Below are 12,898 nucleotides of genomic sequence, written 5' to 3'. Positions count from 1 at the left end.
TTTGGTTTCTTCATGCAAAAGGTATTAATGAGCGTACTAAATTTTAAAAATACATTTAAGGCAATAGTAATTTTGACTGTTTTTTGCGGTGGACAGATTTTCGCGCAAGATTCCTTGGCAACAGTAAAAGCAGAAAGTGGTGATGGTATTTTATTATTGTTAAGAAAACAAGGACTTCACCCGTATGATTATTTTGATGAGTTTGTGGCATTAAATATCGATAATCTCAGAGATAGCGTTCATCTTTATGCTGGTCGAACATATAAAATTCCTAATGAAAAATTAGATACAGTGCCTGTAGTTGCTGCGATACAGAAACAAACAACCGAAATTAAAAAAGTAGTAGGTAAAGAATATGAGATTTTTGGCGAGAAACATTCCGCTGTTGTTTCGCAAAGTGAGCGTTTAAATGGTGCTGTATATTATTTAGTTTCAGGGCATGGTGGGCCAGATCCTGGAGCAATGGCAGTATATGGTGGAAAATCTATTGCTGAAGATGAGTACGCCTATGATATTACCTTACGATTAGCTAAAGAATTATTATCGCATGGGGCTACCGTTTATATTATAATTAGAGACCCTAATGACGGTATCCGTGATGAAAGAGTTTTGAAGATTGATCATGATGAGGTTGCTTATTTAGATAAGGTTATTCCACTAAATCAGGTTGCAAGATTAAAACAACGTGTAGATATTGTAAATCAACTTCACAGTAAGAATAGGGGGAAATTTCAACGTTTGATTGTTACTCATGTTGATAGTAGAAGTAAAGGACAAAATATAGATGTCTTTTTCTACCATCATGAAAAAAGTAAGAATGGTAAAAAATTAGCTGAAAGTATTCACAAAACGTTTCAAAAAAAATATAAAAAGTATCAGCCTAATAGAATCTACTCGGGTACTTTTCAAGATCGTACATCTTTATATCTTGTTAAGCGAACTCACCCGGCAATGACTTTTATAGAAATTGGTAACATCAGAAATAAAAAAGACCAACGTAGAATTTTAGATCCCGATAATAGACAAGCACTTGCAAAGTGGATTTCTGAAGGGGTTTTATTAGATTATGAAAGCGGTGAAATAGGTAGAATTCGTTAAACTAAGTTTAATTATTTAAAAACTAGAAACTTGCTCGTAACATAACCGAATTAGGTGCGGGGTTTCCAAAACTCGTATTAGCACTATTGTAGGTTCTTGCTCGATAGCCTAGTTCTAATAGTAAATTTGGATTCGCTTCATATCCGATGCCTCCAAACATGTTAATCTGCTTGGACTCAAACAAGCCACTTTCTTGATTTATTCCAAAAACAGCTTCAGGTCCTGCGAATAAAAATAGATTCTTATTTATTTGTCGTTTGAACAGTATTGATGAACTTGTAAATTCATTTGTACCATATTTCTCATAAAAATGTTGCAGCTGAACTTGATTGTTTTCTGTGATTCGATAGTTTATTTTTAGATTTTTAAATAGCTCTCCATTTACACCTTCCGGAAAACTTAACCCATTAAAAGTAACCCGTTCTATATTTTTATAAGAGGTGTTAGGTTTCTCAATAGTATGCTGTGCAGATATGCACAAAGTGCATAAAATTGAAAAAAGGAAAAATACTAGGGCTCTCATTTTATCTTAATAAGAAGATTATAGTTAAAAATACAAAATTAAGTAGCGACTAAATCTAAAGAATATTTAACGAACTGGTTTATCGTGTTTTTTAAATTTTAAAAGTGTTCTAAAGAAAAATCGATTTACCTTATTTAATTGGATTAATGTAATACATTAGAGATGTAATTGTTATTTTGAAATTATGGATTTATTAAATAAGTTTTTTGAATTTGAGCTTTTTAGCATTGGCGAGTATAGCTTAAAGGTGATTGCTTTGTTTTTGATTCTACTTATTGTAATCATTACAAAAGTGATTTTGGTATTAATTAAAAAATCTATTTTCCGTAAAAGCAATTTGGATGAATTTAATGAAGGCAATAAATATTCTTTATATCAAATAATTAAATACATTATATGGATAATAGCAATAGGTTTTATTTTAGAATCATTAGGATTTAAAGTCTCTATTTTATTAGCAGGTTCTGCTGCATTGTTAGTTGGGGTTGGCCTAGGTCTGCAACAGACATTTAATGACATAATCTCAGGCATTATATTGCTTTCTGAAAGATCTATACGAGTAGCAGATATTCTAGAGATTGATGGATCTATTTTAAAAATACAAGAAATTGGATTACGAACTTCTAAAGGATTAAACACCGATGATATTTCAATCATAATTCCTAATTCTTTAATTACAACTAACAAAGTGATTAACTGGAGCCATCAAACAAAGCAGAATCGGTTTAGAATAGAAGTTGGTGTTGCATATGGGAGCGATGTTGAGTTTGTTAGAAAGATCCTGGAGGAAAGTGCTAAAGAACATCCAGAAGTTATTGGCGACAAATTAATAGAAGCGCGTCTCGTAAATTTTGGTAATTCCTCTGTAGATTTTCAGGTACTATTTTATAGTAGTACTATTTTTGGATCTGATAGAATGAAAAGTGATATTCGCAGAACCATAAACCAAAAGTTTATTGAGAATAATATTACCATACCTTTTCCTCAACTCGATGTATATATTAAATCGAATAAAGAATAACTTTTTTTGCTTGAATAATATAGGAAAAATAGGCACTTAAAAGATTATACCGCTATCTTCCTTAAATAATAATCGTGTAGTTTTTTTGGGCCAGCACCTGTATAGTTTTTAAAATGCATAACACCAAAATAATATTGAAGTTTTACCGTGCCAACCTCCTCATATCTTCTTGCAGAAGTTATTACATGACGTGGTAGAATTTTGAAATCGATTATTTCGTAGAGTCGATCCGTAAATTCATTATCCTCATAAACAATATAATTTTCATTAAAACCACCAGCTTCTTCAAACAGATCTTTAGTGATAAATAAAGACTGATCACCTCCTCTACATATTTTGTAGTTGAGTTTAGTCATCCATGCAAAAAGGTTTAAGAATTTACTCTTCGTGTTAAACTTCATGCGAAAACAACCAGCTTTGTTACCTAAATGAGCAGCATTTATAATCGATGTATCGAAATTCTTTGGGGGCAAAGTATCAACGTGTAAAAAATAGAGTATATCTCCAATTGCATTTTTTGCTCCGCAATTTAATTGTTTCGCCCTACCTTTTTTAGCATGTATTACTTTTGCGCCAAACTCTTTAGCTATAGAAATTGTTTTATCGGAACTGCCGCCATCAACAACAATAATTTCTTTAATATTTCGTGATGAAGAATTTTGCTTCAGATATATTAATAGACTTGCAATAATACTTGCTTCATTTAGAACGGGTATTATTATGCTAATTGACATTATATTAACGCGCTTGATTAAGTCCCCAGTCGTAGTTTAAATATGATACCTTAGAGTTTTCAGAAGCTTTAATTTTTGCATATTTATTTAAATAATCAATCAAAGAACCATTGTCGGTAAAATCAGATTTGTACCATTTGAAAATGTTGGACAGTTGAACCCTGTCTTCAGAAATTTTATTTCTAGTGTTGTCATTAATAAAATCTACAGTTGCTGCCTCTAGTTGACTTTCCATTGTATCCGCAAGAAAAGCTGTATTAATTAATTTTGGACATGAATATGAAGCACAATTAATTGCAAAATGAATTCTAGGTTCATCCATTTTACGTAGAATTTTATGTTCTATACTACCTAAAGAATATTTCTTACCACCAACAAGTACCCATTTTTTATCCCAAGGACTATTTATATCTTTTATGCTTTTTAAAGGATAATTATCTAGTATAAGCTTAACAGTAGCAGCGTTATATAAATTTATATAATAGGCTAACTTTTCGTTTTTAGACCAATCATCTGCAGGTGTATTTTTATTAAGTTGATCCAAATAAGTTTCTAAATCCCCTTTATCTGCTACAAAACTAGCGTAATCTACATTTCCATCAGCATCAACGTGTTTAGCTAATAATGAATTCCAAAGTGAGTGATCTGTAACTAAATAGCTTGCGGTTGCCGCTGTTGATTCTACGTTATATTGGGAACTATCGTCATAGTTTATTCCAATTAAGAATGAAATACCTAAAACTGTAAAAATTATGGACTTGAACATAACAATCTCTTTGGTTTCTTTATTTAGTTCAATAGTTGTTCCAAACCTTACAAAATACCTGAATTTTTGTTAAACTACCTTTATTAACTCACTAAATAACTTTACCATTTTTGGCTCTGTCTCTTCAGCTATTCTTATGATTTCTTCAATTTTAGCAGGTTTTAAGTTGTCGGGGTCACATTCATCGGTAAGCACCGAAACAGCCACAATAGGTAATCGTAAATGATTGGCAACAATTACTTCGGGTACGGTGCTCATGCCAACAGCATCTGATCCTATTATTTTAAGCATGCGGTATTCTGCCTTTGTTTCTAACTGCGGACCAAGTACAGAAGTATATACTCCTTTTTTTAAATTAATTCTCTCACGCTCAGCAATCGCTATCAATTTATTACGCATATCCACATCATAAGGTTCCATCATGTCTACAAAACGCTCACCAAATTGGGCAACGTTTTTAAATGCTAATGGGGAGCCACCTTGCATATTTATATGGTCTTCAATCAACATAATATCGCCTTTTTTAAAACCGAGGTTTATGGCACCCGCAGCATTCGAAATAAACAATTTTTTAATGCCTAATTGATGCATAATTCGAATAGGGTAGGTGATAACCTGAAAGTCATAGCCTTCATATAAATGAAAACGCCCTTGCATTACTACAACTTTTTTATTTTCTATGGTACCAAATATTAGTTTGCCAGTATGAAATTCAACTGTTGCGAGTGGAAAAAATGGAATTTGATTGTAATGGGCTTCAATTGAATTTTCAATTATGTCAACCAAATTGCCTAATCCGGTACCTAAAACAATGCCTATTTCCGGGTTGTCGAAACCTTTATCTTTTAAATAAGCTACAGATTCGTCTAATTGTTTTTGTGTCATGCTTTCATATGTTTTATAAAAGGATAAAAGACTTCATTATTTTCAATATCCTCATAGAGATCAATATCATTTCTTACATCGAGTTTAGCTAAATTTTCATATTCTAAATCTTTTAGTGTTTTTTCAAGAACGGTTGCTGTGCCCCATTCTTTATTTTGAAAAAGATTTGAATTGAATTTTTTCATACCCAATAGGTAATAACCACCATCATCTGCAGGTCCAATTACAAAATCGTTTTTATCTAAAGATGAAAATGCCGATTCGATATCATCTTGACTCAAATCATACATATCACTACCTATAACGATGATTTTTTCAAAACCTGATGTAAATCCATCTTGAAATGCATTAGCCATGCGATCACCCAAATCATTGCCTTTCTGTAATTTTTTATCGTAGAATAAAGAATTCCAAATATCATCTTCCCAAATCTCTTCTGAATAATAAACAAATTTGGCAACGTTTAAATTCTGTGTAAAGCTAACCGTATGTTTTAGTAGAAACTTATAAATTTCTAAAGCTGATTGATTACCAACCTTTGCGGCCAGACGGGTTTTACATTTTCCTAATTCTGGATTGCGGGTAAATATGAGTAATAAGTTTTTAGAGTTTACTAAACTAAAATGAACTGTTTTAGCGTCCTTTTTTTGCTGTTTTTGAACTAAGATTCCCAATTTGAATATATTTTAAAACCAATTTAGGCGTCGGAATGCCAATCTAAATTTCTAGTTTATTTTTTCTTTTTGTCGTAAACTTTTTCGCCAGCTATCAATAGTTTACCCCATTGTTTGTTAAAAGCATGAACGCGTTCAGTTTTTGTACCAAGCGTATCATAAACTATATTCCCCTTATTTTTCCATTCAAATATTCCACCATATAGATTCTTTACGTTTGAGTAACCTGCTTTTTTTAGTTTTTCGCCAATATCTTCAGAACGAACACCAATAGAACAATATACAACTACTTCACTTTCCGTGTCGGGAATCTTACGTAGAATAGAATCAATTTCGAAATCTTTGTAACCAACCCAAATAGCATTTTCGAGGTGACTAACATCAAATTCTTCTTTTTTTCTGGTATCAAGCAAAAAAATATTGCCAGTGTTAGAGAGACTGTCAACATATGTATATGGCACACTCTCTTTGTTCAATTGCCTTAAAGTTCGGTCAATTTTGGTTTGTGCAATTGCAGGAGAAGTAACCGCAAATAAAACCAATAAGAAATAAAACGTTTTTTTCAAAGTGTTTGTTTTTAAGATAAACATACTATTTAGGAAACTTAATATCTATATCAAGCGCTTCGAATTTTGTAGTACAAATATAATGTTAACGATAAACACTTTCGGTCATTTCCTTAGCTAATGCCTCTAAGTCTATTCCCATATTTTCTTTACTTACCTTTAAAACATTAGTTTTTAAATCTTCTGGTAAGTTGTTATATCCATCTTTGGCACCAAGTATCATACCAGCAACGGCCGCTACTGTGTCATTGTCACGACCATAATTTACAATGAATTGCATGGTTTTTTGAAAATTACCCTGGCCATAATCTATTGCGGTAACCATAATCTGCCAAATTTCACCAGCATGGAATGCAATGGCTTTTTTGTCATTATCTAAAAACGAATACAGATAATCTTGTTGTATCCATTCTCGCTTTGTGTTGGGATATCCTTTTGGCATGGCCGTAGTCGTAGAATCATTTTCTTCCGATAATTTTCTTGAAACTAGTACAGTACGTCGGGAGGCGTCGAGAACATTTTGACTAATTCGGGTTACAAGTCTTGAACTTTTATAGCCTAAAGGGTCAACGAAAACTGCGGTATTTAAAATAGAATCTATGTTTTTGGTTCGCATTGCGGTTTGCGTCATAGCGGCAACAAGACCCGAAATATCTTTAGCATAACCAATGTCAAAAATTGAATGTTCATAAGCTATCTTGTATGCGTCTTCCGGAGTTTTTGAAAGTAAACCAAACATGGGAGTGTATAATTGACCAGCACAAGACATCTCACCACCGTAAAAACGATTTTGAGCTTTTTGATAGTCTTTGTCTCCGTTTTGATATGCTAAAGAAACACGTGCCCATTCTTTAATCCAATCTACTTTTTCTATTTGATTGTCTAATAAATCAGGATTCTTGGCTACTTCATCACTCCCTAATTCCTTAGTTAATGATGCATAATAATCGGTAATAAACTTTGAAAATCTTTCAGGATTTATACCTGTTTGATTATTTGAAAAATATTTAATCATAAAAAATTTCCACCGGGTATCATCGGTAGTGGCTCCGGCAAGTAAATTGTGATCCCATGTTCCCTCTGGCGATTGTTCTCTTGTAGCGGCGGTAAGACCATTAATGTAGCCATACTTTAATTGTATTTCATTTCTGTGCCACATTTCTGTAGAAGCTCCCATTGCATCACCAATTGCAGAACCAACTAAAGCGCCTAAAACCTTATTGTAATATTCTTCTTTTGATAATTGAATAGGTTCAGAAACAAAAGTTGAATTTTTTGGAGAAGGTATAGCTATAGAAGAAGTTGATTCTTTGCATGATATAGTTAAAACTAAACAGGCTAAACCAGTGATAAATAGTTTTGTTTTCATACTAAAATCATTTTTCGAGCTTTTTTTAAAAGTTTTTTCTTCTCTTCAATTGTTCGGTCCAATGGTAATTGAGCCAAACCTATAATACGTCGCATTATTTCTATACCCGCTACTTTAGAAAGTAACTTAAAATTAATCTTTCCATCGTAATTGGCATATATACGGTCTAAATATTTTTTCTTTCCAGTGGCCATAATTAGATGTGCCGCCATTACACCTAAATCAAATTCTGCAAACCCTTTAAAACTAAATTCAGGGTCTATAACATAGAGGTTATTTTTTTCTGTCATCCAACTTCCCGGGTAATAATCACCATGCAATAGTGTTTTTCCTTTAGATAAATATTTAGCACCTACTTTTTTAACTACCTTTTTTAAAGCCTTATCTTTCTTGTATTGTGTTGATAATTCTTGTAGTCCGGGTTGTATATCATCCAATGAAAATCCGTTGTCTTCTAAAAAAGGTAGTACAAATATATGTTGATGATTTAATTGGCGCATCTCCATATTTTCAGGGAAATCATCAGACACTTTTGTACGATGAACTAACCCAATAATAAAGATTAACTTCTGAAATGCTTCTTTATTAATTTCTCTATTTTTGTAGATAGTTACCATATCTTCACAATCTCCTAAGTCTTCTAAAAGCATTACGAAATTAGAAACATCACAACCCAGTATTTTAGGCATATGAGCACTTAAAGCACTTTTTTCTAATGTTTTGTAAAATTGATGTTCAACAATTAACCGCTCGATTGGAGCTGCAATTTGTTGATACTTTTGAACAAAAGGGCGAGATTGTTTTAAGATGAACGAGCGCTGATTTGTTTTTACACGTAAAACAACATTCATATTACCCTCACCTGGCTTTTCAATAGCTAAAATGGCTTCATCTTTTGTGAGCAGCCAATTGTTTACATGAAAATATTCTTGGAAGGCTGAAATAATTGTGTTTTGTTCAAAAGTATTCATTAATCAATTTTTATTGATTTGAATTTTGGAGCAATGCAACCAAAAATCAGAAATCATTTTAGGGGAATCAATAGTCGTATAAATTGTTATTGGTCGTTGTAAATTTTCTTCTGGTGACATAAATGTAGTTTTTTCTGCTAATTCAGGATGAATTAAGGCTTCGATAATTGCAAGATCCCAAAATATCCATTTTTGTTTTTCTGAATCTTCCTTTGTCCACCATCGGTTATAAGTTTCCCATCGATTAACTAAATAATCAGAAACACCTCCTTTATCTTTTAATTTGTCGTCAACTTCTTTTTTATTAAATACTAGATGCTGACTAGTGGTAGCAGTCATTACTGAAAAATCTAGATTCGGTGCGTTCAATAATACGTCTACGGCTAGTGAATCGTTTCTTGTATTAAATTCATTTTTGTCATACGTGTTTTTTGCTGTATCGTGCCAAAAACCAATGTAATGCGCCTGTATTTTTGGTATTATTGTAATGTCTTTTAATATAGCTGAGGCTAAATTGGTACATGGACCTAGAATTACAACTTGTAATTTTTGGTCAGCATGCATTTCATGGGCCTTTCTAATAATAAAATTTGCTGCTTCTGAATCTGCTGCGGTTAATTTGTTTTTTAGTGGATGATTACTGCCTAAAGGCAAGGTGATATCTTCTCTATGTAATAGTTGTAGTAATTCCTCATTTATTTTCTGACTTTCATAAACAGATGAGTCAGATGCCAATGGAGACGTGTGGAATTGTGCTGAAGTTATTCCTAATAAATTAAGTTTTGGTTCATTAATAGCCCGAACCAATGCGTACAGATCATCTACTTCATTTGCGGTATCCGCATCAATAATAATTTGAATTTTATCATTTTCACTTTGTCCTAAACACTGTGACAGCGAAAAAAAACTTAAAATTAAAATGTTTAATAGGATATATTTTTTCATGTAATCGCTTAGAAATGACCTTATTTTTCCAAGATAGGGTTATTGTTCGTTATTTTGAAAGCTTGTAATAAGTAGTGTAAATAAAATAATCCTTACCAAAAGGTGTGGGTTTTTCTATATTTTCAATAAAAAAAACCGCAACGATTAGGTTGCGGTTCATATAATAAGTCTTTACTCTTAAGAATTTCAATAGATCTTATTGATAATATTCTTTAAAGCGTAAATTTTAATGAATTCGTATTTTTTTTAACCTTAATCAAAAGGAAATCCTGTGGATACTCTGTAAATAAATGCATAGAGCACTACAGTAAACATTATAAAAGTAAACCATGCGAAAAATTTAAAGTATTTCTTAACGATTAAGTTTCCGAGATTTTTAAATCCTTCGTGATAGATTTCCTTGATAAGTAAAATTGTTTTCATAATTATTTTTTTGGGATTAGTGGACAAAGGTGCGGTTAGAAGATCCTTAGAACTAACTTTTTTGTTGAAGTGCTGTTAACTCTGTTTTATGACAGTGCCAATAGATTAATGGTTAGATAAGATAGATGAGAAGTATCGTTATATATTAAACTATGTAGGGTATTGGCTACATTTTTTTCTTATCTAGTATAGCTGCCTTTAGTATTTTGTATTATTTCTACTTAGATGAATACTTAATTAATATGGTGAACAATTCTTTTAATAATATTTAAAACTAAAAAACCCCGCTGTTGCGGGGTTTTTGTGTGGTGCCTCCAGCCCCGAAACTTCGGGGGAATCAGGTCATTTTTTATTGCTGATATCAGTCAAAATTTCAGGATTCTCAATTATTTTTAAAATAAACTTTTTGCTTTTCATTCTTTTAATGAATTTCTCTAAGAATAGTGCTTCAATTTTTGAGTTGCATTTGTGTTTTAGAACAATTTTCCAATCAGCAGCAGCTTTAGTAAAATTAGTTTTGAAATGATGTTTGTTATGAAGTACAAGTCTTTCTTCCGGGTTTTTAGATTCCCCAGTGTAATATTTATCTATTTGCTCGCTATGTAAAATGTATAAATAACGCATATTTAAAACTAAAAAACCCCGCTGTTGCGGGGTTTTTGTGTGGTGCCTCCAGGAATCGAACCAGGGACACATGGATTTTCAGTCCATTGCTCTACCAACTGAGCTAAGGCACCATGCTTTCTTAAAGCGGTGGCAAATATAATTTCAAAAAAAGGAACTACAAACAAAAAACACAAAAAAAAGGCATTCATTAGAATACATTTTTCGAACTTTGCTGTATGAACATAGTTTTAGATGCCGGAAATACCTCAATAAAAGTAGCAGTCTTTGATAAAGAACAGCTTGTCTTTCAGGAAATTGCAGATGAAAATGGCTTGCCAAAACGACTAAAAGAAATTTGCGACGTGTATCCTAGAATTAAATGGGGTATGGTAGCTTCTGTCAGAAATCTTGAGCCAAAAACACTTGCAGTGTTGGCAGTTTTTTGCAAAGTCATTCAATTAACATCCAAAACAAAGACTCCATTTAAAAATTCATATGCTACGCCAAGTACTTTAGGTGTAGATCGTATTGCTTTAGCAACTGCAGCTTTTTATCATAATACAAAAGGGAATACCTTGGTTTTAGATTCAGGTACATGTTTAACTTATGATATGATTAATGATTATGGTGAATATCTTGGTGGTGCTATATCACCTGGACTCAATATGAGATATAGGGCATTGAGCGAACAAACTGCAAAATTACCACTTTTAGAGAAAGCAGATGTGCTAGACCTTATTGGTAATTCTACAGAAACAAGTATACATAGCGGAGTTTATATTGGAATGTGTGCCGAAATGGATGGTGTTATAACCCAGTATAAATCGCGCTTTAGAGATTTAACAGTTATTTTAACAGGAGGTGATGCCGAATTTTTGTCTAAACGGTTAAAAAATCCCATATTTGCGAATCCAAATTTTCTACTAGAAGGATTGAATTATCTGTTGGAATACAATAAGCATTAAATGATTAAAAAAATTGGTATTGTTATAGCGTTAATAGCCGCTACAGGTGTTTTTGCGCAAGATGGTTCAGTTTCCCCTTACTCTTATTTTGGTATTGGTGATTTAAGGTCTCAAAGTACTTACGAGAACCAAATGATGGGCGGAATTGGTATGTATGCAGATAGTATACACGTAAACCTTCAAAATCCGGCTGCATACAGTCAATTGGGAGTGAAGTTTGGAGATAACTTTGGTATGACTACTTACACTGCAGGTATGTCCTATAAACAACTTCAATTGAAAAGTTATACAGCTCAAGAGAGTAATAATATAACGAATTTAGATTATTTGGCTATTGGGCTTAGTCTGAAAGAAGGACTAGGAATCGGTTTTGGTATTATGCCAGTATCATCGGTAGGGTATAATTTGGTGTCTGTTACGGCGGATTCAACTTTAACCAATCAATATATAGGTAGTGGCGGACTGAACAAGGCTTATTTTTCGGTTGGATGGGAGTTTGCCAAGAACTTGAGTGTTGGTGCAACGGCGAATCTTAATTTTGGAACCTTAGAAAGTAGAAGAATACAAAGTACCGAAGGTGTTCAGCTAGGCGTACAAGATAATCGGTCGTCTAGAGTAAATGGATTCGACTTTAATTATGCATTGAACTATGCCCCAACTTTTAAGAACAATCATACCTTGGTTGCTTCTTTGCGCATTAATACCCAGGCGAATTTAACCTCGGAAAACACTAAAGAAGTTGGTTCGTTTTCACTAATAGATGGCGGCGATGAAGAAACGTATGAAGTTGATTTAGATGCCTTGGTGTTGAAAAATACTGATATTAAAATACCAACTAAAACTACTTTGGGTATTGGTTATGGAAAAGAGCAATCGTGGTTTTTAGGGGCTGAATACAGCTTTCAGCAAATGAGCTCTTTTGAAAATGAATTTTTAGCAATAGATAACTTGGTTTATAAAGATGCTAGTACGCTGGCATTAGGAGGATTCTATATTCCAGAAGCAGGACCGTTTTCAAGCTACTGGAAACGAATAACTTATAGGGCTGGTTTACGCCTTGATAGAACAGGTATGGTTGTAAATAATACCGATATAAACAATTTTGGCATAACTTTTGGATTTGGTTTACCGCTGGGTAGAAGTTTTTCTAATTTAAACCTTGGTTTTGAACTCGGAAGAAGAGGAACTACTTCGGCAGATTTAATTGAAGAAAGTTATTTTAAAATTAATGTAGGTTTATCATTAAACGATATTTGGTTCCAAAAAAGAAAAATTGATTAATCTTTTTTAGATTCTTAGCTGGTTTTTTTTTGAAAAGTCTATCTAAAAATCATATTATTGGTGATTTTTAT

At 32.7% G+C, this 12,898-nt stretch carries 15 protein-coding genes and 1 tRNA gene; 4 read left to right on the top strand and 12 right to left on the bottom strand.

Annotation, left to right across the window (positions count from 1 at the left end; all coding sequences use genetic code 11):
• The first annotated feature begins 27 nt into the window (after window positions 1–27).
• Complete coding sequence (locus UH7x_RS04925) at window positions 28–1,098, top strand: N-acetylmuramoyl-L-alanine amidase family protein (protein WP_482362608.1); 1,071 nt, start codon at window positions 28–30, stop codon at window positions 1,096–1,098.
• Window positions 1,099–1,120: 22 nt separating this feature from the next.
• Here the strand turns inward: UH7x_RS04925 and UH7x_RS04920 are convergent, their stop codons facing one another.
• A complete protein-coding gene (locus UH7x_RS04920) occupies window positions 1,121–1,621 on the bottom strand; it encodes a hypothetical protein (RefSeq protein WP_482362607.1) in 501 nt (166 codons plus the stop codon).
• A 184-nt stretch (window positions 1,622–1,805) separates the two neighbouring features.
• On the opposite strand from UH7x_RS04920, the gene UH7x_RS04915 reads away from it, so the two are divergent.
• Window positions 1,806–2,642 carry a mechanosensitive ion channel family protein gene (locus UH7x_RS04915; protein WP_482362606.1) on the top strand — a complete coding sequence of 279 codons (837 nt, stop codon included), beginning with the start codon at window positions 1,806–1,808 and terminating at the stop codon, window positions 2,640–2,642.
• Window positions 2,643–2,686: 44 nt separating this feature from the next.
• Here the strand turns inward: UH7x_RS04915 and UH7x_RS04910 are convergent, their stop codons facing one another.
• From UH7x_RS04910 to UH7x_RS04860, 11 genes are all read right to left on the bottom strand, one after another.
• The gene (locus UH7x_RS04910; protein ID WP_482362605.1) at window positions 2,687–3,376 is read right to left on the bottom strand and encodes a TIGR04283 family arsenosugar biosynthesis glycosyltransferase; all 690 of its coding nucleotides are present in this window, start codon (window positions 3,374–3,376) and stop codon (window positions 2,687–2,689) included.
• Window positions 3,377–3,380: 4 nt separating this feature from the next.
• Entirely contained in the window at window positions 3,381–4,142 is a 762-nt protein-coding gene (locus tag UH7x_RS04905; protein ID WP_482362604.1) for a DUF547 domain-containing protein, read from the bottom strand.
• 69 nt (window positions 4,143–4,211) lie between these two features.
• Window positions 4,212–5,027 carry a purine-nucleoside phosphorylase gene (locus UH7x_RS04900; protein ID WP_482362603.1) on the bottom strand — a complete coding sequence of 272 codons (816 nt, stop codon included), beginning with the start codon at window positions 5,025–5,027 and terminating at the stop codon, window positions 4,212–4,214.
• Window positions 5,024–5,695, bottom strand: coding sequence for a TIGR04282 family arsenosugar biosynthesis glycosyltransferase (locus tag UH7x_RS04895; RefSeq protein ID WP_482363578.1), 672 nt, complete (start codon window positions 5,693–5,695; stop codon window positions 5,024–5,026). The genes UH7x_RS04900 and UH7x_RS04895 overlap by 4 nt, the downstream gene beginning before the upstream one ends.
• Window positions 5,696–5,757: 62 nt before the next feature.
• A complete protein-coding gene (locus UH7x_RS04890; RefSeq protein ID WP_482362602.1) occupies window positions 5,758–6,267 on the bottom strand; it encodes a rhodanese-like domain-containing protein in 510 nt (169 codons plus the stop codon).
• A gap of 85 nt (window positions 6,268–6,352) precedes the next feature.
• Entirely contained in the window at window positions 6,353–7,636 is a 1,284-nt protein-coding gene (locus UH7x_RS04885; protein ID WP_482362601.1) for an ADP-ribosylglycohydrolase family protein, read from the bottom strand.
• A complete protein-coding gene (locus tag UH7x_RS04880; protein WP_482362600.1) occupies window positions 7,633–8,607 on the bottom strand; it encodes a phosphotransferase in 975 nt (324 codons plus the stop codon). The genes UH7x_RS04885 and UH7x_RS04880 overlap by 4 nt, the downstream gene beginning before the upstream one ends.
• Window positions 8,608–8,610: 3 nt before the next feature.
• On the bottom strand, window positions 8,611–9,552 hold the full coding sequence (locus tag UH7x_RS04875; RefSeq protein WP_482362599.1) for a nucleoside hydrolase: 942 nt from the start codon (window positions 9,550–9,552) through the stop codon (window positions 8,611–8,613).
• Window positions 9,553–9,804: 252 nt separating this feature from the next.
• Window positions 9,805–9,975 carry a DUF6747 family protein gene (locus UH7x_RS04870; RefSeq protein WP_482362598.1) on the bottom strand — a complete coding sequence of 57 codons (171 nt, stop codon included), beginning with the start codon at window positions 9,973–9,975 and terminating at the stop codon, window positions 9,805–9,807.
• 342 nt (window positions 9,976–10,317) lie between these two features.
• Complete coding sequence (locus UH7x_RS04865) at window positions 10,318–10,599, bottom strand: GIY-YIG nuclease family protein (protein ID WP_482362597.1); 282 nt, start codon at window positions 10,597–10,599, stop codon at window positions 10,318–10,320.
• Between the two features lie 40 nt (window positions 10,600–10,639).
• Window positions 10,640–10,712 (bottom strand) — tRNA-Phe (locus tag UH7x_RS04860).
• Between the two features lie 105 nt (window positions 10,713–10,817).
• Here UH7x_RS04860 and UH7x_RS04855 point away from each other — a divergent pair.
• On the top strand, window positions 10,818–11,546 hold the full coding sequence (locus UH7x_RS04855) for a type III pantothenate kinase (RefSeq protein ID WP_482362596.1): 729 nt from the start codon (window positions 10,818–10,820) through the stop codon (window positions 11,544–11,546).
• A complete protein-coding gene (gene bamG / locus UH7x_RS04850; RefSeq protein WP_482362595.1) occupies window positions 11,547–12,827 on the top strand; it encodes a BamG family beta-barrel-assembly machinery protein in 1,281 nt (426 codons plus the stop codon). It abuts the gene before it with no gap.
• The last annotated feature ends 71 nt before the right edge of the window (window positions 12,828–12,898 follow it).

The sequence above is a fragment of the Aurantibacter sp. UH7 genome (assembly GCF_056839165.1).
The sequence above is the reverse complement of the archived record's forward strand: the minus strand, read 5'-3'. Positions and strand labels throughout refer to the sequence as shown.